The 21,387-nt window shown below is 71.6% G+C and carries 19 protein-coding genes; 15 read left to right on the top strand and 4 right to left on the bottom strand.

Annotation, left to right across the window (positions count from 1 at the left end; translation table 11 throughout):
- The first annotated feature begins 273 nt into the window (after positions 1 to 273).
- The 7 genes from ACFWZH_RS07700 to ACFWZH_RS07670 all read left to right on the top strand — a co-directional run bounded on the left by ACFWZH_RS07700 (position 274) and on the right by ACFWZH_RS07670 (position 8,485).
- Positions 274 to 1,092, top strand: a complete 819-nt coding sequence (locus tag ACFWZH_RS07700; protein WP_384426748.1) for an AraC family ligand binding domain-containing protein — start codon at positions 274 to 276, stop codon at positions 1,090 to 1,092.
- Positions 1,093 to 1,354: 262 nt separating this feature from the next.
- Positions 1,355 to 2,821 carry an L-lactate permease gene (locus tag ACFWZH_RS07695; RefSeq protein ID WP_384426746.1) on the top strand — a complete coding sequence of 489 codons (1,467 nt, stop codon included), beginning with the start codon at positions 1,355 to 1,357 and terminating at the stop codon, positions 2,819 to 2,821.
- A gap of 238 nt (positions 2,822 to 3,059) precedes the next feature.
- Positions 3,060 to 3,920: an MOSC domain-containing protein gene (locus tag ACFWZH_RS07690; RefSeq protein ID WP_384426744.1), complete on the top strand. Its 861-nt coding sequence runs from the start codon at positions 3,060 to 3,062 to the stop codon at positions 3,918 to 3,920.
- Between the two features lie 306 nt (positions 3,921 to 4,226).
- Positions 4,227 to 5,654, top strand: coding sequence for a family 2B encapsulin nanocompartment shell protein (locus ACFWZH_RS07685; protein WP_384426742.1), 1,428 nt, complete (start codon positions 4,227 to 4,229; stop codon positions 5,652 to 5,654).
- 17 nt (positions 5,655 to 5,671) lie between these two features.
- Positions 5,672 to 6,925, top strand: coding sequence for a family 2 encapsulin nanocompartment cargo protein terpene cyclase (locus ACFWZH_RS07680; protein ID WP_384426740.1), 1,254 nt, complete (start codon positions 5,672 to 5,674; stop codon positions 6,923 to 6,925).
- A 28-nt stretch (positions 6,926 to 6,953) separates the two neighbouring features.
- Complete coding sequence (locus ACFWZH_RS07675; RefSeq protein ID WP_384426738.1) at positions 6,954 to 7,814, top strand: geranyl diphosphate 2-C-methyltransferase; 861 nt, start codon at positions 6,954 to 6,956, stop codon at positions 7,812 to 7,814.
- Between the two features lie 170 nt (positions 7,815 to 7,984).
- Positions 7,985 to 8,485 carry a DUF402 domain-containing protein gene (locus ACFWZH_RS07670; RefSeq protein ID WP_384426736.1) on the top strand — a complete coding sequence of 167 codons (501 nt, stop codon included), beginning with the start codon at positions 7,985 to 7,987 and terminating at the stop codon, positions 8,483 to 8,485.
- A gap of 70 nt (positions 8,486 to 8,555) precedes the next feature.
- Here the strand turns inward: ACFWZH_RS07670 and ACFWZH_RS07665 are convergent, their stop codons facing one another.
- On the bottom strand, positions 8,556 to 8,978 hold the full coding sequence (locus ACFWZH_RS07665; RefSeq protein ID WP_384426734.1) for an ATP-binding protein: 423 nt from the start codon (positions 8,976 to 8,978) through the stop codon (positions 8,556 to 8,558).
- A 162-nt stretch (positions 8,979 to 9,140) separates the two neighbouring features.
- On the opposite strand from ACFWZH_RS07665, the gene ACFWZH_RS07660 reads away from it, so the two are divergent.
- The 6 genes from ACFWZH_RS07660 (at position 9,141) to ACFWZH_RS07635 (ending at position 14,554) form a co-directional block, all read left to right on the top strand.
- Positions 9,141 to 9,908, top strand: coding sequence for an IclR family transcriptional regulator (locus ACFWZH_RS07660; protein ID WP_384426732.1), 768 nt, complete (start codon positions 9,141 to 9,143; stop codon positions 9,906 to 9,908).
- Positions 9,909 to 9,946: 38 nt separating this feature from the next.
- Positions 9,947 to 11,461: a glycerol kinase GlpK gene (gene glpK, locus ACFWZH_RS07655; RefSeq protein ID WP_384426730.1), complete on the top strand. Its 1,515-nt coding sequence runs from the start codon at positions 9,947 to 9,949 to the stop codon at positions 11,459 to 11,461.
- Between the two features lie 133 nt (positions 11,462 to 11,594).
- Positions 11,595 to 12,038: a hypothetical protein gene (locus tag ACFWZH_RS07650; protein WP_384426728.1), complete on the top strand. Its 444-nt coding sequence runs from the start codon at positions 11,595 to 11,597 to the stop codon at positions 12,036 to 12,038.
- A gap of 253 nt (positions 12,039 to 12,291) precedes the next feature.
- Entirely contained in the window at positions 12,292 to 12,930 is a 639-nt protein-coding gene (locus ACFWZH_RS07645; RefSeq protein ID WP_384426726.1) for an ATP-binding cassette domain-containing protein, read from the top strand.
- Positions 12,927 to 13,793 carry a metal ABC transporter permease gene (locus tag ACFWZH_RS07640; RefSeq protein ID WP_384426724.1) on the top strand — a complete coding sequence of 289 codons (867 nt, stop codon included), beginning with the start codon at positions 12,927 to 12,929 and terminating at the stop codon, positions 13,791 to 13,793. The genes ACFWZH_RS07645 and ACFWZH_RS07640 overlap by 4 nt, the downstream gene beginning before the upstream one ends.
- Entirely contained in the window at positions 13,751 to 14,554 is an 804-nt protein-coding gene (locus tag ACFWZH_RS07635; RefSeq protein WP_384426722.1) for a metal ABC transporter solute-binding protein, Zn/Mn family, read from the top strand. Before ACFWZH_RS07640 ends, ACFWZH_RS07635 begins: the two co-directional genes overlap by 43 nt.
- A gap of 55 nt (positions 14,555 to 14,609) precedes the next feature.
- On the opposite strand, the gene ACFWZH_RS07630 is transcribed toward ACFWZH_RS07635, so the two are convergent.
- Entirely contained in the window at positions 14,610 to 15,077 is a 468-nt protein-coding gene (locus ACFWZH_RS07630; RefSeq protein ID WP_384426720.1) for a hypothetical protein, read from the bottom strand.
- Positions 15,078 to 15,439: 362 nt separating this feature from the next.
- On the opposite strand from ACFWZH_RS07630, the gene ACFWZH_RS07625 reads away from it, so the two are divergent.
- Together ACFWZH_RS07625 and ACFWZH_RS07620 are read left to right on the top strand one after the other, a co-directional pair.
- A complete protein-coding gene (locus ACFWZH_RS07625; protein ID WP_384426718.1) occupies positions 15,440 to 16,087 on the top strand; it encodes a hypothetical protein in 648 nt (215 codons plus the stop codon).
- 179 nt (positions 16,088 to 16,266) lie between these two features.
- The gene (locus ACFWZH_RS07620; RefSeq protein WP_384426716.1) at positions 16,267 to 17,772 is read left to right on the top strand and encodes a PepSY-associated TM helix domain-containing protein; all 1,506 of its coding nucleotides are present in this window, start codon (positions 16,267 to 16,269) and stop codon (positions 17,770 to 17,772) included.
- A 94-nt stretch (positions 17,773 to 17,866) separates the two neighbouring features.
- Here the strand turns inward: ACFWZH_RS07620 and ACFWZH_RS07615 are convergent, their stop codons facing one another.
- Positions 17,867 to 19,585 carry a class I adenylate-forming enzyme family protein gene (locus ACFWZH_RS07615; protein WP_384426714.1) on the bottom strand — a complete coding sequence of 573 codons (1,719 nt, stop codon included), beginning with the start codon at positions 19,583 to 19,585 and terminating at the stop codon, positions 17,867 to 17,869.
- Positions 19,582 to 21,366: a CoA transferase gene (locus ACFWZH_RS07610; protein ID WP_384426712.1), complete on the bottom strand. Its 1,785-nt coding sequence runs from the start codon at positions 21,364 to 21,366 to the stop codon at positions 19,582 to 19,584. Before ACFWZH_RS07610 ends, ACFWZH_RS07615 begins: the two co-directional genes overlap by 4 nt.
- Positions 21,367 to 21,387 lie beyond the last annotated feature (21 nt).

Here is a 21,387-nt window from a genome sequence, read left to right as displayed (position 1 = left end):
CCCGGGAGGACTACCGGCCCGGCGCCCGCCTCACGAGCCTGAACAGCTGACCGTCAGCGTCTCCAGATCATCCTTATGGTTCTGAGCACAAGAAATCGAGGCCCTGGCCCGACCGCACCGGCCGCGTACAGGGGCGACCGGCGACCGCAGTCGATGTATTCGGGACAGCCAGGCCACACCAGGGAGTTGACGCTTCCGGTTGCCCCTTGGGCCTCAGCCAGCGCTGTGAGCAGGGCCATACGCCGGCGGACGTTGGTCTGCGAGCATGCGCTGATGGGATCGGGAGGCGAGCAGGCACGGCTGTGGACCGCGGCCGGCAGTGCGCGGGTGGATCTGCTGGCTGCTCGTTTCGAGCGCTTCGCCTTCGACCGGCACAGCCACGAGGAGCTGGCCGTCGGCGTCATCGAGCAGGGCGCGGAGGGGCTGCACATGGCCGGTGGCAAGGTCGTGGTTCCGGCCGGGCAGTTGGTGGTCCTCAACCCCGGGCAGGTGCACACCGGTTTCGCCGCCGACGAGTCCGGCTGGCGGTACCGGATGTTCTATTTCGACACGGCGCTGGTCGACGAGTTGGCCCGTGAGCGCTTGGGCGCCGCGGATGTCTGGTTTCCGGAGACGGCCGTGCGGGACGCCGCGCTGTTCGCCCGGCTGCGCCACGTCCACAGGGAGCAGGAGCACGCGGGCGATCCCTTGACCGCGGAGTCCCTGCTGCTCGGCGGCCTGGGCGCGTTGTTGCGCCGGCAGGCCCGTACCGGCCGGGTGGCTGCCATCGGCAGGCCGCAAGATGTGCGCCGCGGTCCGGATCTGGCGCGGCAGCTGCTGCATGACCGCTGGACCGAACCGGTCACCGTCGCGGAGCTCAGCGCGGCGGCGGACATGCCGCGAGCCTCGCTCATCGCCGCCTTCCGCCAGGCGTACGGGCTGCCGCCGCACGCCTACCTGCTGCGGCTGCGCGCCAACCGTGCTCGCCGTCTGCTGCTGGCCGGGCAGCGGCCAGCTGAAGTGGCGGCCGCTACGGGCTTCGCCGATCAGTCGCACCTGACCCGCATCTGCAAGCGCTACTTCGGGGTCACTCCGGGGGCCATCCGAGCCTGAGCGTCAGCGTGCGGTGCCACGCGGCGGCGTGCGGCGGCGTGCGGCGGCGTGCGGCGGCGTGCGGCGGCGCTCCCGCGACTTCCATGGCCGTGGCCATGGCCATGACCGTCGCCCCACGACTTCCAGGCCGTGACCGTGACCGTCGTCCCACGACGTCCATGACCGTGATCGCCGCCCCGCGACTTTTGTTCAAGACCGCCGCCGGTCGTGCCGCGAAGCTGTGCCCCAGCCGTGCAACGAGACACGAAAGGCGGCTGGAACGATGGTGTGGGCCATAGCGGTGTCCCCTCTCTTCATGGTGCTGGGGATGATCACCGGGTTGCGCCGGCCGGCGCACTGGGCAGCGCTTGCGGGCGTCGCCCTGGCGGCGGTGCTGATCTGGTGGCTGCCGGACTTCGCGCTGCCAGGAGGCGCGTTGACGGCGGCGGCAGGGGGAGCCGGTCTGCTGGTGCTCAACGCCGCCGCGGTGATGCTGCCCGGCGTCTACCTCAGCCAGGTGCTCACTCGCCGGGAGGTACACCGGTCGCTGCAGGAGTGGGTGCGCGGGCTACCACTGCCCGGCCCCGCGAAGATCGCCCTGGTGGTGGCGGGCATCGCCCCCACGGTGGAGGCGCTCACCGGCTTCGGGGTCTCACTACTGGTCACGGTGCCGGTGCTGCTCGCTCTCACGCCGCCCGCGACCGCGCTGCGGCAGGCGATGCTCGGGATGAACATCATGCCGTGGGGCACCCTCGGTCTCGCCACGGTCATCGGCGCCGCGCTCATCGGCACGGACACGGCCGCGCTGGGCACCGCCACCGCGGTCACCAGCAGCCTGGTCTTCCCCCTGGTGACCGTCTGGGCGGCGCTGCTGGCGCGCCCGCAACACCGTCTCCGTACCGCCGTCGTGGCCGCGGCCGCGGGCGGGACGCTCTCGCTCGGGCTGCTGCTGCTCAACCGGGCGGGTGTGGTCCAGCCGGCCGGTGTACTGGCCGGGCTGCTCACGACGGCGTTGGGGCTGGTGCTGTGCGCCGTACGTCGGACCCCTTCCGGCGCGGGGACCGAGCCCACCGCCGGTCGACTGTTCCCACCGCGCGCGGTCCTGCATGCGTACGGTCTCGTCCTCGGCGGCATCGTCGTCACCCGTGCGGCCACGGCCCTCGGCGTTCCGCCCTTGGAACTGCACGCGGGCAACGCAAGCTTCGCGCTGCTGTCCTCGCCGGGCCTGCCCCTGCTGGCCGCCGCCCTGCTGCTGGACCGTGGCCGACTGCGCGGCTCGGACGCCCGGGCGGCACTGATCCGCGCCGGCCGACCGCTGCTGGCCCTGACCGGGTTCGTCGCTCTCGGCCGGCTGATGGCGGACAGCGGCATGATCGGAGAGATAGGCGTGGCGGTCGCCGCGGCGCCGCCGCTGGTCATCGCACTTGCCTCCCCCGCGCTGGGCATGCTCGGCGGCTTCATCACCGGCTCCAACGTCGGCGGCAACGCGCTGATGATGCCGCTCCAGGAACGCCTGGCCCCGCACGGCGCCGGGCTCGACGTATGGTTCGCGGCCCTGCAGAACAGCGCGGCGGGTCATGCCGTTTTCACCTCGCTCCCCATGATCATGCTGATCCTGGCGGTGGCCGGCGACTCCGCGAAGAGCGCGGGTGTCGTGGAGTACGGCCTGCTGCGCTTCGGCCTGCGAGTGGCGGCTGCGATATATGCCGCGCTGGCGGCGACGGCCGTCGCACTAGTCGCGTTCGCGTGATTCTCGGCCGGCCTCTCGGGTTCGCGGTTCGGCGGGTGGATGCGCCGCGCGGTGCCTGGCCGTGCCCGGCCTGCCCAGGCCCGCCCAGGCCCGCCCAGGCCCGCCCAGGGTCGTTGATGGTGCGCAGACCGCCTCAATCACTCAGTCAGGCACTCAGTCAGTCAGGCACTCAGTCAGTCAGTTTCCAAGCGGCGAGCCACGACACACACAGAAACGCGATGAAGATAAAGGAGACACCGTGGAGAACGAACTCGGCACCGTGGAAGCTTTATGGCGCTACCCAGTCAAGTCGATGCTCGGTGAACCGGTGCCCTCTACGGCGGTGACCGAAAACGGACTGGCCGGAGACCGCAGTCTCGCCGTCGTCGACCGGGACTCGGGAAAGGTCGCCAGCGCGAAGAATCCGCGGCTGTGGAGGGACCTGCTCAAGTGCACCGCGACACTTGAGCAGAGCCGTCCGCGTATCGAATTGCCGAACGGCAAACTGGCCTGGAGCAGCGACACCGACATCGACGAAGTCCTGTCGGCCGCCCTCGGCCGGGCCGTCACACTGACCGACACACTGCCGTCTCAGGGCATGCTCGACCGCTCCGTACCGGAGCAAGTGCTCCGAGAAGGCGTCGACGCCGAGGTCCGGGCGGACGTCCTGCAGGTGGGCTCGCTGGCGCCCGCCGGCACGTTCTTCGACTTCGCCCCCGTACACCTGATGAGCACCTCCACCCTGCGTCAAGTGGCCGTGCTCAGCCCCCGTGGGACCGTAGAAGCAGAGCGCTACCGTCCCAACATCGTCATCAAGACGGACGGTGTGGGTTTCACCGACCGTGCCTGGGTGGGCAGGGAACTGAGCATCGGCGACCGGCTGACCCTCCGCGTCGTGGCCTCCACCCCCCGCTGTGCCGTCCCGACGCTCGCGCACGGCGCACTGCCTCAGGACAAGGCCGCCCTACGGACCCTGGCCGAACACCACCGCATCATCGCGATGCCCGGACGCCGCCCCGAGCCGTGCGCCGGCGTCTACGCCCAGGTGATCCGGCCGGGACACATCGAACTGGGCGACGTGGTGCGGCTTTCGTACGACGCGGTCGCGGGCGCACGTTGACCTCGGCCGATACGCCTCCCTCACCCTGCCCAACCACACGTTATCGGCCACCTCGATCATCGAGCGCACCACGCCGGCGCTTGCGTATGACGCCACCTCAGCCAGCCCAAAACGCACACTTCGTAGCACAGTGGACATAGCGATCACTCCACCCGGTGACGCAAATGCATCGGTGCGCTTCCAGCCACCTCGACCAACATCATTAAGCGCTGCTTCACTTGCGCGGCGGGAGCTCATCTTCGTCCGATCGGGCCATTTCAGGGGCTTCCTCTTGACGTATGCGCCAGATGGAAGGAACCGGAGCGGATGTCGACCGCAGTGCACTGGCAGCAGCCGGAGCAGCCCGAGCAGACAGCAGGCCGGGCACAGCTCAGTCTGGGGGTCGCCGCCGCACGGAACCTGGCGACCACCACCAAGACCGTGCCGCAGATGCAGGGCCTCAGCTCGCGGTGGCTGCTGCGGACGTTGCCTTGGGTGGAGGTCAAGGGCGGCGCCTACCGGGTCAACCGGCGGCTGGCGTATGAGGTCGGCGACGGCCGGGTGACGTTCGTCCAGGAAGGGGCCGCGGTCAAGGTCGTCCCCGCCGAGCTGGGCGAACTGCCGCTGCTGCGCGGGTACGACGACGCCGAGGTGCTGCGGGCGCTGGCCGAGCGGTGCGAACAGCGGGAGTACGCAGCCGGCCAGGTGATCGCCGAGCGGGGTCGGACACTCGACGAGGTCCACCTGATCGCCCGCGGCAAGGTGGAGAAGCTCGCCCCTGGCGCGTACGGCGATGACTCCCGGCGCGGCGTGCTGGCGGACGGCGGGTTCTTCGGCGGACAGACCGTGGCCGAGGAGCCGGGCACGTGGGAGTTCACGGCGCGCGCGATGACGGCGTGCACGGTGCTGGCGCTGCCGCGGGCCGCGTACGAGGAGGTGGCGGGCCGCAACGAGGGGCTGCGGGCGCACGTCCGGCGGCGCCAGGCCGACAAGGCGCGGCCGCAGAACAAGAAGGGCGAGGCGGCCATCGCCCTCGCCGCCGGGCACATGGGCGAGCCCGTGCTGCCGGGCACGTTCGTCGACTACGAGCTCCAGCCCCGCGAGTACGAGCTGAGCGTGGCACAGACGATCCTCAGGGTGCACAGCCGGGTCGCGGACCTCTACAACGACCCGATGGACCAGATCGAGCAGCAGCTGCGGCTGACGATCGAGGCGCTGCGCGAGCGCCAGGAGTCCGAGCTCGTCAACAACCCCGAGTTCGGGCTGCTGCACAACGCCGACTACAGCCAGCGCATCTCCACCCACTCCGGCCCGCCCACCCCGGACGACATGGACGAGCTGCTCAGCATGCGGCGCGGGACCAAGGTGTTCTTCGCCCATCCCCGGGCCATCTCGGCCTTCGGCCGTGAGTGCAACAAGCGGGGCCTCGCCTTCGACACCGCCGAGGTCGACGGTCATCCCGTACCGGCCTGGCGGGGGGTGCCGCTCCTCCCCTGTGGCAAGATCCCCGTCTCGGAGGCGGGCACCTCCGCGATCCTCGCGATGCGGCTGGGCGAGGACGGGCAGGGAGTGGTCGGGCTGCGCCAGACCGGGATCCCCGACGAGTACGAGCCCGGTCTGAACGTCCGGTTCATGGGCATCAACGAGCAGGCGATCATCTCCTACCTGGTCAGCACGTACTACTCGGCGGCCGTTCTCGTGCCCGATGCCCTCGGCGTCCTGGAGAACGTCGAAGTCTTCGGCACGCCGGCCTGAGGCCTGAGGAGTCATCCGTGTCGCTGCTGTCCCGTATGACCGCGCCCGCGGCCCGTCACGACGTGGCGCGGCTGGTGGCCGCGCTGCTCGCCTCTCCCCCACACCAGAGTGGCCGCCCCCACCTGGGTGTCCGCCCGGCGGCGCCGAAGCGGCTGCCCGGAACCGGTGACGCCCGCCCGGAGAGGTACGCCCCGCTTCCGACCGGACCGACGGGGCTGGGCACCTCGGCCGCCCGTATCGCGGCCGGGCGCAAGGACGTTGCCGGGCGCAAGGACGTCGGGGGCGCCGCCGTCGACGCCGGCGGCGGTGCCGTCCCGGACCTGTACTGCCCGCCCGCGCTCCGCGACGACCCGGCGCTCGCCGAGGAGGTCAACGCACGCCTGGTGGCGTGGGCCGAAGAGATCGGCCTCTACGCCGGACGGCTCGACCGCGTCCGCGCGGCGGACTTCGGGCGCCTGATGATGCTGGCCCACCCCGACACCGACGACCCGGACCGGCTGCTCGCGGCGGGCAAGTGCGCGCTGGCGGAGTGGGCCACGGACGACTACTACTGCGATGACGAGGCGATGGGTTCCGCGCCGGCGCTGCTCGGCGCGCAGCTCGGGGTCGCGTACGCGGCCGTCGACCCCGCCCACCCTCCGCTCGGCTACGTTCCCGCCGTCGAGAAGGCCATGCGGGACGACCCGGTGCGGACCGCCCTGCGCGCCGGCTTCGCACACCTGGACCGGTACGCGGACCCGTCCCAACTGGCCCGGGTGCGCCACGAGGTGGCCGTGCTGTTCGTGGGCTACTGCCAGGAGGGCTCCTGGCGTACTCAGGGCCGGGTGCCCGCCGTCTGGGAGTACCTGGCGCACCGTCAGATCAACAGCTTCCTCCCGTGCATCGCGATGACCGACATGGTGGGCGGCTACACGCTGCCCGCCGCCGAATACTCCGATCCGCGGGTGCGCCGCGCCGTGACCATGGCCTCCACGGCCGCCACTCTCGTCAACGACCTGTACTCGATGGCGAAGGAACGCCACTCGGTGAGCGTGGAGTTCAACCTGCCGACCGTGATCGCCGAGGAGGAGCGGTGCTCCCCGCGCGAGGCGGTCGAACGGAGTGCGGCGATCCACGACGAACTGGTCCGCACCTTCGAGACGGAGGCTGCGGCCCTGGCCCTGACCGGCTCGCCCCAGCTGCGCCGCTTCCTGGCGGGGGTGTGGGCCTGGCTGGGCGGCAACCGCGCATGGCACAGCGGCAGCCCCCGCTACACCTCACCGACTTCCTGACATCCGCACACTGCAAGGAGCTCCACCTATGACCACCACATCTGCCGCCTCCGTTCCCGTCCTGCGCACGGCTTACCAGAAGTCCGTGGCGGACTACTGGAACAGCGAGAAGGACCCGGTCAACCTGCGCCTGGGCGACGTCGACGGCCTCTACCACCACCACTACGGCCTCGGCGACTACGACCCCTCCGTCCTGGAGGGCCCCGAGGACACCCGCGACGAGCGCATCATCGCCGAACTGCACCGCCTGGAGTCGGCCCAGGCCGATGTCCTGCTCGACCACCTCGGCCCCATAGCCCCGGGCCACCGTCTGCTCGACGCCGGCTGCGGCCGCGGCGGCACCAGCATCATGGCCAACGCCCGCTTCGGCTGCCAGGTGGACGGTGTGTCCATCTCCGAGACCCAGGTCGAGTTCGCCAACGGCCAGGCCCGCAAGCGGGGCGTCGACGACAAGGTGCGCTACCACTTCCGCAACATGCTGGACACGGGCCTGCCGACCGCCGCCTTCCAGGGCATCTGGAACAACGAGTCCACCATGTACGTGGACCTGTTCGACCTCTTCGCCGAGCACGCCCGCCAGCTCGCCTTCGGCGGCCGCTACGTCGTCATCACCGGCTGCTCCAACGACGTGACGGGTGGCCGCTCCAAGGCCGTCAGCCGCATCGACGAGCACTACACGTGCAACATCCACCCGCGCAGCGCCTACTTCAAGGCCATGGCGGCCAACGGCCTCGTCCCGATGAACGTCGTCGACCTGACGGCCGCGACGATTCCGTACTGGGAGCTGCGGGCCGAGTCCTCGCTGGCCACCGGCGTCGAGGACCCGTTCCTCACCGCCTACAAGGAAGGCAGCTTCCACTACCTGCTGATCGCGGCGGACCGGGTCTGAGCGAGCGTCTGCTCCCGGTTGACCGACCCTTGTGGTCCAGTAGGCCCATAGCCAGGTGGGTGTGGGCCACCGGTGGCTCTGCCGCCGAACAAATCGCTGGCCCGACGCTCCTTCTCCGGGAGACGGTGTCGGTGTGTTCGCCGGACGAAGCAGCGGAGTAGGGAGACATCATGAGCAGGGGCACTTTCACCGTGGGCCAGGGAGTGACCGTCCAGTTGGTGAAGGCCGGCAGCACCAAGCTGCGCTATCCGGCGGTCGTCGCGAGCGATGACGGTACCCACGCGGTCGTGCGCGCCCCGTGGGGAAGGACGACGGTCCGTGACTTCGGGTTCGTACGGTTCGAGCCGGGTGATGTGTTCACCGAGCACTACTGGCGCGACCGCTGGTACGCCGTCAAGGAGGTACGGGCCGCCGACGGCACGCTCAAGGGCTGGTACTGCGATGCCGCCCGCCCGGCAGGTATCAGATCGGACGGCATCGTCGTCGAGGACCTCGAACTCGACCTGTGGCTCTCTGCCGATGGAGCGACCGTTCTGCGTCTGGACGAGGAGGAGTTCGCGGCGAGCGGCATCGAGAGCCACGACCCGGTTGCGGCGTCCATGGCGCGGCGAGCCATGGACGAGCTGGAGGGCCTTGCCCGGGCGGGAGGCTTTGCCGAGCTGCTCGGCTGATCACGTTCGAGACGACCGAACCCGCCGCCGGCCCCCGGCCCCCGAACCACCAGCTCACCGGCTCGCCCGCTCACGCTGCGAGAAGATTCGCCCACCGTGTGGTACCGCCCGCGTGGACCCGTGTGCCGCACTCGGCCGCCAGGGCGGTGACGATGCCGAGCCCGCGGCCGTGCTCGCCCGCGCAGGGCACGACGACCGGTGGCCCGTCCGCCGCCGCGGGCCCCGCGTCGGTGACCTCTACGCGCACGGCGTTGTTCCCGTCGGCGACCAATGACAGCCGCAGCACCGCCGGCGGCAGGGCGTGGACGACCGCATTGGTGATCATCTCCGAGATCACCACAAGCGCGTCTTCGGCGAGGTCCGGGGCCAGTTTCCAGTCGGCCAGGACCGTACGCGCACGTCGGCGTACGACCGAGACGGCCTCGGGGATGTGCGGCAGCGGAAAGACATGTTCGACCGCATCCCGAACCACCGCTTCAAGCTGTGCCGTCATGCTGCCTCCTCCGAGGCCCCTACCGGCTGAACGCCGGGCTTGAAAGGGACGCTATGGGGAACGGTGGAGGCGGTCAATGAACAGCGGTCGGCATTACCGAACGCCGGCCCGCGGAGGGCCGTCCCTCCTGGCAGATGCCGACCGCGGGACTACGATTGGCTCATGGCCGGCCCGGTCCAGTCGATCGAACGGGCGGCGGCGATCCTGCGTCTGCTCGCCAGCGGGCCCCGTCGGCTCGGGCTGGGCGAGGTGGCCGCGTCGCTCGGACTGGCCAAGGGCACCACCCACGGCATTCTGCGCACCCTGCAGAACATCGACTTCGTCGAGCAGGACCCGACGACCGGAAAGTACCAGCTCGGGGCCGCGCTGCTGCACCTGGGTACCAGCTACCTCGACGTCAACGAGCTGCGGTCCCGCTCCATCAACTGGGCCGACGCCCTGGCTGCCCGCAGCGGGGAGGCGGTCCGCCTGGGCGCGCCCTTGGAGGGCAAGGTGCTCATCGTCCACCACGTCTTCCGCCCCGACGACACCCTCCAGACCCTGGACGTGGGCACGCTGCTGCCCCTGCACGCCTCCTCGCTCGGCAAGGTGCTGCTGGCCTTCGGCAGCGTGCCCATGGAGCCGGCCGTGGAGGCGGGGCTGGAGGCGTACACCCGGCACACCCTGGTCACCGCGGAGCACCTCACCCGGGCGCTCGCCGAGGTCCGGGAGCTCGGATGGGCTGCCGAGGTACAAGAGATGATCACGGGCGAGGCCGGCGTCGCCGCGCCGATCCGGGGCCACGGCGGCCTCGTGGTGGGCGCCATCGGCGTCTCCGGCACGGTCGAGCGGATCTGCGACTCCAAAGGGGTCCCGCAGTCGGCCCTGGTCACCCAGGTCCGCCACGCCGCCCGGGCGATCTCCAGAGATCTGGGGGCCGCCCGCTGGTGAGCCCTGCCGCCCTTGCGCACCACAACGGAAGGCTGATCATGGTTGAGCGGTATGTGATGTCCATCGACCAGGGCACCACCTCCACCCGATGCATCCTGTTCGACCACCAGGGGCGGCTGGTGTCGGTCGCCCAGCGGGAGCACCAGCAGCACTTCCCTCAGCCGGGGTGGGTCGAGCACGACGCCGTCGAGATCTGGCACACGCTGCAGCGCGTGGTGCCGCAGGCGCTCTCCGACGCCGATGTCGGCCCCGACGAGGTCGCCGCCGTCGGGATCGCCAACCAGCGCGAGACGACCGTGCTGTGGGACCGGCGTACGGGCACCCCGCTGGGCAGGGCGATCGTCTGGCAGGACACCCGTACGGCTCCGCTGGTCGAGGACCTCAGGAACCGGCCCGGGGACGATTTCTTCCTCCGGCGCTGCTGCCTGCCCCCTTCCACGTACTTCTCCGCCCCCCGGATCCGCTGGCTGTTCGACCACGTCGACGGGCTGCGGCAGCGTGCCGAGGACGGCGAGGTGCTGTTCGGCACGATGGAGAGCTGGCTGATCTGGAACCTCACCGGCGGGCAAGCCGGCGGCCTGCACATCACCGACGTCACCAACGCCAGCCGCACCATGCTCATGAACATCAGCACCCTCGACTGGGACGAGGAGCTGCTGGAGTTCTTCGGGGTGCCCCGCCCGATGCTCCCGGAGATCCACTCCTCGGCCGAGAACTACGGAACCGCACGCTCCGTCCTCCCGGGCGTCCGTATCACCGCGGCACTCGGTGACCAGCAGGCGGCGCTGTTCGGACAGACCTGCTTCTCCCCCGGCGAGGCGAAGTGCACCTACGGCACCGGCAGCTTCCTGCTGCTCAACACCGGCACCGAGCTCATACCGTCCCGGCACGGACTGCTCACCACCGTCGCCTACAAGATCGAGGACCAGCCCGCGGTCTACGCGCTCGAAGGGCCGATCGCCGTCACCGGCGCGCTGGTCCAGTGGTTCCGCGACCGGCTGGGGCTGATCAGCACCGCCCCCGAGATCGAGACCCTGGCCCGCACCGTCGAGGACAACGGCGGCTGCTACATCGTCCCGGCGTTCTCCGGGCTGTACGCGCCGCACTGGCGCAGCGACGCGCGCGGTGTCATCGTCGGCCTCACTTCGTACATCACCAAGGGACACCTGGCCCGCGCCGTGCTGGAGGCCACCGGCTGGCAGACCCGGGAGGTGGTCGACGCCATGAACGCCGACTCCTCGCTCACCCTGAAGGTGCTCAAGGTGGACGGCGGGATGACGTCCGACAACCTGCTCATGCAGTTCCTGGCAGACGTGCTCGACGTGCCCGTGGTGCGCCCCATGGCCGTCGAGACGGTCTCCCTGGGCGCCGCCTACGCCGCCGGGCTCGCCGCCGGCTACTGGCCCGATCTGGAGGTCCTGCGCCGCAACTGGCACCGGGCGGCCCAGTGGCTGCCGGACATGGACCCCCGGCGGCGGCAGGCGGAGTACGAGAACTGGAAGCGGGCAGTCGAGCGCTCGCTCAGCTGGATCACGCCGCCGAACCCGCCTTGACCGCCTGACCGCCTGGCCCCGGGCTCCGGGCTCCGGGCGCACGAAAGATCGTCGACTGCGCCGCCGGACGGTGCTGTCAAGACCCGAGATCTCGGCGCTGGGACGCCCGTCGGCCACCGGCCACGGTGGAGGCATGAAATCCACCGTGAAGTACACGTGCGGCGTGCTGGCCGCCTCCCTGCTGACCGTCCCCCTGGCACTCACCACTCCGGCGACTGCCTCCGCCTCGGCCGCCGGTCCGATCAAGAAGTCCTGCAGCCGTTGGGTGAAGGTCCCCGGCGTGCCCGTCGAGGCGAAGACGTGTGTCGAGCAGAAGACCGATGCGAGCGGCTCGCAGAGCAGGATCTCGACGGGAGCCCGCTACCACTACGACGGCGACCATCCGGTCTGGAGCATCTTCACCGAGCAGTACCTCAACCGGAAATCCATCGGCAGCTGGCATCTGTGGGTCACCAAGGAGGACCCGGAGGACTGGTACGCGACAGGCTGGCAACCGAAGCCCGCCTTCCGCGCACACTCCTTCGTCAGCGCCGCAGGCGACGAGGACACCCCGATCAATATTCCCGTGTTCTTCTGAGGGGACGGGTGACCGCGGCTTGCTCGCGGTGAACAGCGGATCCCCGGGAACCCGACGGCGACTTCGTACGACTACGTGAGAGAGGTCGGTCGGCGCCGCCGGCCAGCTGGGTGGCTCGGTCGAACGGCGCTGTGGGCGCGAGGAGTTGTCGGAGCGCGGGAACCCGACGGGCCGGTCGTCCGACTACTGGCGCGTGGGGAGGCGGACAAGGGCCGCCGCACCGGTTCGGTTACGGACGGCTGAAGGGCGTGTGATGGGCGGGCTGGACATACGGATGCGGGAGGTCGCCTGTCGCCACGGCCGAGTCGAGGCGGTCACCGACGTGGATCTGGAGATCGCCGCGGGTGAGCGCGTCGCCCTGACGGGTACCAATGGCTCGGGCAAGACGACCCTGCTCCGGGCCGTACTGGGTCTGCATCGCCAGGTCGTCGGAGAGATCCTGGTCGGCGGCCGGGGCAGCCGTACGCCGGCGGAGTGGGCCTGGCGGCGGCGGGCCTGCGCCTGGATTCCGCAGAAGCCGGCCGCCGGTCGATTCCCTCTCCTGGGGGCGGAGTTGCTCGCCAGCAGTGACGCGCCCGCGGAGGCGGGTGAGGCAGCGGTCCGGCTGGGCGTCGGAGAGTTGACCGCGCGTCCTCTGCACACCCTCTCCGGGGGGCAGTTGCAGCGGATGTACCTCGCCCGTGCGATCGGCTGCGTGGCCGCCGGGGCCCAGGTCCTGCTGGCCGACGAGCCCACCGCCGCCCTGGACTTCTCCGGTCAGGAGGAGGCGGCGGAGGTGCTCGTCGGGCTGCCGGTGACCCTGGTGGTGGTCACTCATGACCGGGCGCTGGCCGGGCGCTGCGACCGGGTGCTGGAGATGGCCGCCGGGCACCTGCGGGAGGTGGTCCGGTGACCCTCGCCGCCGCCGATCTCGGCGCGCTCCTCCAGCTCGTGCCGGTGCAGCGGGCCGGGGTCGCCCTGCTGCTGGCCGCGATCGGGCTGCCGGTGATCGGTGTGGTGATCGTCGGGCTGGACATCATGCCGGTGCGGTTCGCGATGATGCATGTCGCGCTGCTGGGCATCGCGATCGGGCTGCTGACCGGACTCGATCCGATGCTGTGCGCGCTGGTGGCATGCGGCCTGGCCGGCGCCGGTGTGGCGCCGCTCGCCCGGACCCCGGACGGCCTGTCAGGGGCGATGGGCCTGCTGATGAGTCTGGCCATCGCGGCCGCGCTGCTGGTCCTCGCGGTCTCGGGCGTCAACGCCTCGGGCGCGTTCGCGCTGCTGTGGGGGTCGATCCTGTCCGTGGGCACGGCGGATCTGGTGGTACTCGGGGTGCTGGCGCTCGTCGTCCCCGGCCTGTTCTGGTGGCGGCGCCGGGACGTGGCGCTGCTGCTGTACGACCGGGAGCTCGCGCTGTGCTCGGGCGTTCCGGTCCGCGTCCTCACCCTGGTGCTGCTCGTTCTGGTCGCGGTATCGGTCGCCGGAGCGATCAAGCTCACCGGTGCCCTGCTGGTCGACGCCCTGACGCTGCTGCCCGCCCTCGCGGCCCGCCGCCTGGGCACCTCGCTGAAGTCGATCACCTGCTGGGCGATCGGCGTCGGGATCACCGTGAACCTGACCGGGTTCCTCGTCGCTCTCTGGCTGGACTGGCCGCCGGGGCCGGTCCTCGTCCTGACCGCGGGGGCGGTCGTCCTCGCGGTTCACCTCATCCCCGAACGGAGAATCAGCTCATGGCGCGCACCCGTGTCCGTATCGCTTCCCTCCTCGCACTGATCGTGGCGCCGGCCCTGGTCGCGGGCTGCACAAGCGGCCCCGACAAGTCGGCCGACAGCGGCTCCGAAAGTACGAAGGGCAGGCCTGTCGTCGTCGTGACCACTACTTGGGAAGGTGCCTTCGCGAAGGCCGCGGGCGCCGAGGACGTCACGGTCATCGTGCCCCAGTCCGTGCACCACGCCCCCGACTACGATCCCAAGCCCTCCGACCTCGCGGCCGTCGCCAAGGCCGACTTCGTGGTGTACGCGCCCTTCGAGCCGTACGCGGAGAAGATCAAGGAAGCCGCGGGCTCCCGGGCGAAACCGGTCGAGGTGAATCTCGACAACGACGCCGAGAAGGTGAAGACCGAAGTGGCGCGGCTGGGCAAGCTGTTCGGTACGGAGAAGGCCGCAGCGAAGTGGACGACCGCCTTCGACGCCGAATACGGGAAGCTGGCCAAGGACCTGAAGGCCGCCTGGCCCGGCGGCAGGAGCCCGAACGTGGTCAGCCAGGTCTTCACCACCTGGTCGGCGAAGCTGGCGGGTGCCACCACCGTCGGCACCTACGGGCCCGAGGCCGTCACCCCGGCGCAGCTGGCCAAGCTGTCGAAGAAGAAGCCGCGCCTGGTCCTGGACAACGCGCATATGTCGACCGGAACGGTCCTGCCCGGCTCCGGCGCCAGGCAAGTGAAGATCGTCAACTACCCGGGCCAGGACCTGGACCTGCTGCCCGTGTACCGCAATGCGGCGGCGGAGCTGAAGAAGGCCATGTCCGGGTCCTAGACGACCGACGTTGGGTGCCCTGGCCCCATGCGTAAGGCCGATCCCCTGGAATCGATCACGGTCCGGAGCTGGCGGAAATGCCTGGATTGATCGTGTCGAAGTAGACCGTGTCCGTGCCTGGATCGAGATAGAACGCGCCGGAATACGTCCCACCCGTCATGTCACGGTCGAAGGAATCGCTCCGGACCCACCTGGCGCCCTTGGGTACGAACTCGGCGAGTTTCTGCGGAAGTCGGGGTGGTTCCTCGGGCCGAAAGCCCCGCTGCGGCGCACTCGTGATGGCGGCCACGGCACCCGCTCTCAAACGGGCAGTTCCCACCATCCGCACATCGGTGGGGCCCGGCACGGACCCCCTCGAATCGGTGCCCAGTGCGGTGCCGAGCCAGTGCGCGCCGGACAGCGGGCCGAGCGCAGCGAACCGCCGTTCCAGAGGCTCCAGGTCGGTCCGGACCTTGGCGTCCTCTGCGCTCTTCGCGGTTGACGTACACGCCGCAAGCACCGTCACCGCGCCGAGTGCGAGCATCCCCCGACGCCCAAGACGCGACATGCCACCCCTCCCCAGAGCCCTGTCATGCCTGATCGTAGCCGTCGACTCGCCACTCCCCTCCCTTGGAATTGATCATCTAGGGGGCGTCTTCCCCCGGTGACCGGCACCGTATGGGAGCTCTGACCGGTTTGGCCCGTCGGTGCCCCGTGTGATTCCCCTCACGGGGACCGACGGCCCCACCCCGGTACGTGGCCGCCGACGTACGTGCCGCGCGCACAACGGCCGCTGCGGAGCGCGGAGATGACTTCCCGCCATGGGTGGTCGCCACCGTTCGCTCGGCTCGCTGCGCTGTACACGCACCTGATCGTCTGCGTGTACATGCTGGATAGGTTGTGCCGGTGCGCAGACCGGGACGAGGAGCGGGGCGGACCGGAAGGGGTCTGCTCTGCGCTTCCGCGTGCCTGCTGCTGGGCGCTGCGAGCCATGTCGCAGCCGGTGGCCGGCTGCCCGGTGCGGGTGCGCTGGGTGTTCTGTTCGCCGTTCTGACCGTGCAGGGCGCGGTGCTCTTCGGCGGGCGGCGGCGCCGCTTCGATGTGACGACGCTGACGCTGGGCGGGACCCAGTTCGCCCTCCACCTCGCGTTCCATCACCTGTCGATGCGTGACGGCGGCCATGCCATGTCCGTCGGGCACGCGGCCCACCGCATGTCCGGGAGCATGGACGAGAGCATGGCCGGCCCGTACATGGGCGGCATGACGCCGGCGGACCTGGCCGGAGCCGGTGGCGGACATTCCCTGTCCCCGGCCATGACGCTGGCCCACGCGGTCGCCACGCTCGGGACCGCGCTGTGCGTCGTCTACGGAGAGCGGGTACTGCGGGGGCTGGCGGCCCTGGTCGTGCCGGACGTCTGCTTCCGCGCTCCCGCGGCGCTCCCCTTCACCCCGCGCCTTCGGCCGGCGCTCCCGTCGTCGGCGCATCCACGGTTCGGCGTACTGCTCGCACGTTCCCGGCCCCGGCGGGGCCCGCCCTCGGCAGCCCCGGCCTGACGGGCCCCTCCCGCCGTTCTCTCGCGTCGCTCGTGCAGTGGCGCCGGTGAGGCATGCGCCGGGGCGGAGTCGGACCGGGGCACTCGTGTCGTCCACACCGCCGCCCCGGCGGATTCCCCCTTCACGGTTTCGCGGCGCCTCCGGCCCGTCCGGCGGATGCCGCCCTCTGAGGAACGTGCATGCCTTCCACAATTGAAGAACCACCACAAAGCGACCACGGCCGGATCGACGTCCAGCCGGCCGAGGGCGCAGTCGCCGTCACCGTCGCCGCCGAACCCGAGGCCGCCCCCGCGCCGGAGGAGTCCCGGTCCGGCCGCTCCTGGCAGGGCGTGCGGGCTCTGCTCGTCCGGCTGCACTTCTACGCCGGCGTGTTCGTCGCCCCCTTCCTGCTGGTGGCCGCCCTGACCGGGCTGGCCTACACCTTCACTCCGCAGCTCGACCAGCTGGTCTACGGCGACCGGCTGCGCGTCGAGCAGGTGGGCGACGAGCCGCGTCCGCTGGCCGACCAGATCGCCGCCGCGCGGGACGCCCACCCCGAGGGCAGCCTGGCCTCCGTCGTCACCCCGCCCGGCCCGGAGGACACCACGCGGGTCGTGCTGTCGGTGCCGGAGCTCGGTGAGAAGCAGCGCACCGTGTTCGTCGACCCGTACACCGCCGAGGTGCAGGGCGAGCTGACCACGTCATGGGGCGCGACCCCGCTCACCACCTGGCTCGACGAACTCCACCGCGATCTGCACCTGGGCGAGTCCGGCCGCCTCTACGCGGAGGTCGCCGCGAGCTGGCTGTGGGTGATCGTCGTGGGCGGCCTGGTGCTCTGGCTCGGACGCAGCCGGGGACAGCGCGCCAAGTCCGTACGCGGTGTGCTGCTGCCGGACCGGTCCGCCCGGGGCGTGCGCCGCACCCGTAGTTGGCACGCGGCCACCGGTGTGTGGCTGGCTCTGGGGCTTCTTTTCCTCAGCGCCACCGGTCTGACCTGGTCGAAGTATGCGGGTGAGCGGTTCGGGCAGCTGCTGGACGCGGTCAGGGGCCATGCTCCGGAGCTGGACACCGCGCTTCCCGGCGCGAAGCCGCCCGTGGGAGACGGGGGCGGGGAGCACGCGGGGCACGGCGCCGGCCATGGCGCGGCCTCGGCGGATCCGGCCGGCTTCGACGCCGCGCTGGCGGTCGCCCGGGACGCCGGACTGGGCGGCAAGGTGGAAGTGACGCCTCCCGCGGACGGCGCCGCCGCGTGGACCGTGGCGCAGAAGGACAACGAGTGGCCGGTGCACTACGACCAGGTCGCCGTGGACACGGAGAAGGGCGAGGTCACCTCCCGCAGCCGGTGGGCGGACTATCCGCTCCTGGCCAAGCTCAGCAAGCTCGGTGTGCAGGGGCACATGGGGGTGCTGTTCGGGATCGCCAACCAGATCGTGCTGGCCCTGGTCGCGCTCGGCCTGGCCGCCGTGACCATCTGGGGCTACCGCATGTGGTGGCAGCGCCGCCCGACCCGCGACGACCGCAGGGCGGTACTCGGCAAAGCCCCGGCCCGCGGGGCGTGGCGCGGGCTGCCGCTGCCCGTGCTCGTCCTGGGCGTACCGGCCGTCGTCGCGCTCGGCTGGGCGCTGCCCGTCCTGGGCGTCACCCTGGCAGGGTTCCTCGTCCTGGACGTGGTGACCGGTCTCGTCCGGCGGAGCCGGGCAGCCTGACACGGGAGGGCAGGCACGTCTCGTACGTGCCTGCCCTCCCGCTGCTCGTCAGCGGTCGGCGTCCCCAGGGGCGGCCCGCCCTATGGACCGCGCGTCAGCCCGTAGGCGCGAGCGGAGACGCGGGGGCCGGGTGCACAGCGGTCGGCAGGTCCGGCGGCAGGCCGCCGGCAAGTCGGCGACACAGCCCCGCCCGGTCGGGTTTGCCCGCCGGGGTCAGCGGAATCTCCGCGACGACCAGGAGACGCTCGGGGTGCTTGCGCTGCTCCAGCCCCCGGCGTGTGAGGTGCGCGCACAGGGAGTCCAGAGTCGGGGTGTCGCCGGGACCCGCGGCATCGGTGGTACGGGGCACGACGCAGGCCGCGAGCCGCTCGCCCATCACCGCGTCCGGCACTCCGACGCACACCACGTCGCGGACGAGGGGGTGGGCGGCCAGTTCCCGCTCGACCTCCGCGGGGCTGATGTTGGCGCCGCCGCGGATGACGATGTCCTTGAGGCGTCCCACGATGTGCAAGGTGCCCGAGCCGTCGAGGAATCCGAGGTCGCCGGTGCGCACCCAGCCGTCGGGGGTGCGGTAGCGGGCGTCGAGGTCCGGGGAGCCGACGTAGCACATGGGGGTCATCGGGCCACGCGCGATGATCTCTCCGATCGCTCCGTCCGGCAGCGGCGCGTGGGTCTCGGGATCGGCGATCCGGATGTCGGCGACGCGGGGGTCGGGGCGCCCGGCGACCACGCCCTGGCCGTCCGCGGTGGGAGTTTCGTCGTCCAGCCCCGTGTGGCAGTTGACGCCGTCGGCCGATCCGTAGAGGTTGACGACCGGGCAGCCGAATGCGCGGGCGGCGTGCGCGGCGGTGGTCGCGTCCAGGGCCGCGCCGCCGAGGACGAGTGCGGTGGGGGCGGGCAGTTTCTCGCCCGAGGTGGCGAGCCGGTCGAGCATCATGCGCACCATCGTGGGCACGCCGAGGACATGGGTGGGTTCGTGCTCCCGTATGGCGGCGAGTGCGGCCTCGGGGGTGAAGTGGTCGAGCAGGATGAGCGTTCCGCCGTGCCGGGCGAGGGTGACGGCGGTTCCGTTGGAGCCGAAGGCCGAGGCGAGCGGCACCAGGAACAGGCAGCGCGGCGGGGTCTGGTCGGGCATGAGCGAGGCGAGGAAGTTGCCGCGGCCGCCGGCCATCGCGTTGTGGGAGTAGGCGACCATCTTCGGTTCGGCTTCGGAACCGGAGGAGACGAGGATGCGGGCCGCGCTGTCCGGGTGCGGTCTGGCGGGCACGAACGCGGTCAGGTCGCAGCGCAGCAGCTCCGCGAGCGCAGTCGTCCCTTGCGGGGCGCTGCCGGGTCGGCCGACCGCGATGACATGGCGCAGTGCGGGCAGGACCGGGGCCAGGGCCCGCAGGTCGGCGGCGTGGTGGTTGCCGCGGTGCTCGACGGCCGCGATGACGGCGACGGCCTCGGCACGGCGGAGCAGTCGTTCGGCCTCCAGGCTTCCGCGGCCGACCGGGAAGGGCAGGGCGACGGCGCCGAGCGCGGCCAGGGCGAGATCGGCGATGACGGCGTCGCGGCCGTTGGGCAGTTGGACACCGACCACGTCTCCCGGACGGATGCCGAGGCCGCTGAGTCCGGTGGCCAGACATCGCACTTTCCGGTCGAGCGCGGTGTAGCAGAGCTTTCCCTTGGCGTCCTGGACGGCGGTGCGGTGCAGGTCCGCGATCTGGCGGGCCCGGAAGAGGCTGTAGAGGTCGAGGTCGGGGCAGGTGCCGTCGATCACCCAGGAGCGGCGGAGGTCGACGGGCAGCAGGTCGTTCAGGGCGACGGTCATGCGAAGCTCCAAGGGTCGGGAACGGCGAAGGCACCGTGTGCGTCCCGGCTGATCGCGCAGCCGGCGAAGCGCGGATCGCGGTGAAGTCCGGCCAGGTCCGTGGTGACGGCCGCGGCGGTCAGACCGTGCTCGCCCAGCCGCGTCAGCGCCTCGTCGGCGGGCAGCTCGCGCAGGTCGTGGGCACGGGCGGCGGCCGCGCAGGCGTCGGCTGCGGCGATCCAGCCGTCCGCGGTGCGCAGGGGGCGGCGGAATCCGCCCGGCCGTCGTGCGTCGCCTCCCGCGGCGGCCCGGCGCAGCGCGGGGGCGGTGAGGAGATCGGCGGCACCCAGCAGGGAGGAGTCCACCCGCACGCCCCGGCCGGTGCGTTCGCGCAGCAGCAGTCCGGCGAGCACGGCCTCGGTGCCGAGGAGTCCGCCCAGGACGTCGAGCAGCGTCATCAGCGAGGGGGCGGGCGACTCGTCCGCCGGGCGGACGGCTTCGCCGACTCCGGTGCGGGCCTGCACCATGAAGTCCGTCCCCATCGGGGCGTTCGGCAGACGGCCGGCCCAGCCGCTGGTGTAGGCGTAGACGAGTCCGGGGTTGACCGCGGCCAGGTCGTCCGCGTCGAGGCCGAGCCGGGCGGCCTTGTCCGGCGCCCAGTTGTGCAGGAAGACATCGGCCTGGGCCGCCATCTCCCGCAGCCGGCGGCGGTCGGACTCCGCCTTGATGTCCACCTCCTCGGCCTTCTTGCCCCGGTTCAGCGCGAGCCAGCGGGCGGAGACGCCCGACGAGGTGGGCGGCATCCCGCGCAGCGGATCACCGCCCGGCGGCTCGATACGGATCACCTCCGCACCGAGCAGTCCCAGCAGGTGGGCGGCGAGCGGGGCCTGGATCCGACGGCCGGCCTCCAGCACGGTCAGCCCCGCCAGCGGCCGCGGCATGGCTGCCGGAGGTCCCGTGACCCGGTGTCCCGGGCCGTGGGGTACGAGGGTCCAAGGGGCGGCGCCGTCCTGTTCGGTGGCGCGTTCGGCGAGTGTGCGCAGCCGGCAGACCTCGGCGCCGGACACCGACGCCGCCTGGCGGATCCGCTGCCAGCTGTGGGCGAGCGTGGTCGCGTGCAGTGCCTGCGGGAACGGGGCACAGGCGGTGGCGTACCGGAACTGGAACGGCCGCCACCCGGCGCGTATGGCCTCGGGCGGTGCGTCCAGGACCCGCCAGAAGGCGGCCCAGGCACCCGGGTCCAGGGTCTCCAGCTCGAAGAGCGTGCCCCCGGTCGCGGTGAACGGCGGGCCGCCCGCGGCGAGTTCGGACGCCTCGCCCTCGTCGGCTCCGGCCGCGGCGAGGTACTGGGAGACCGCCAGCAGTCCGGCCCGGTCGGCGCTCGTGGACACCTGCGCCGTCGGTCCGCCACGTGCCTGCCACAGCAGCCCGGCGAGGAGCCCCTGCACGGTGAGTACGGCGGTCGCGGTGGCGGCGTAGTCGGCGGCCAGGCCGCGTGGTTCGCCCTCGCGTCGGCCGTGCACGGACATCATGCCCGTGGCCGCCTGCACGGTGGCCTCGTCGATCATCCCGCTTCCGGGAGCCGCCCACGTCACCTGGGCTTCCTGGCGGGAGAAGCCGCAGCCGCCGACCGTGATCCGTGCCGTCCCGGCGTCTTCCCGTGCTGCGGGCTCCTGGCCCGTACGAGCTCCCAGAAGACGCAGATGCCCGGCGGCGAGGCCGGTCGATTCCGGCGGCCCCGAGGTGGCCAGCTGCAGCCCGTCGAGCGGTCGGACCGTCTGCGTGAGGGCTGGTGACGTCATGCCTCTCCTCTCCTGGCACGG

Source organism: Streptomyces sp. NPDC059008, assembly GCF_042749045.1.
GTDB lineage: Bacteria > Actinomycetota > Actinomycetes > Streptomycetales > Streptomycetaceae > Streptomyces.
Note: the sequence above shows the minus strand (reverse complement) of the source record. Positions and strands in the feature narration are given on the sequence as shown.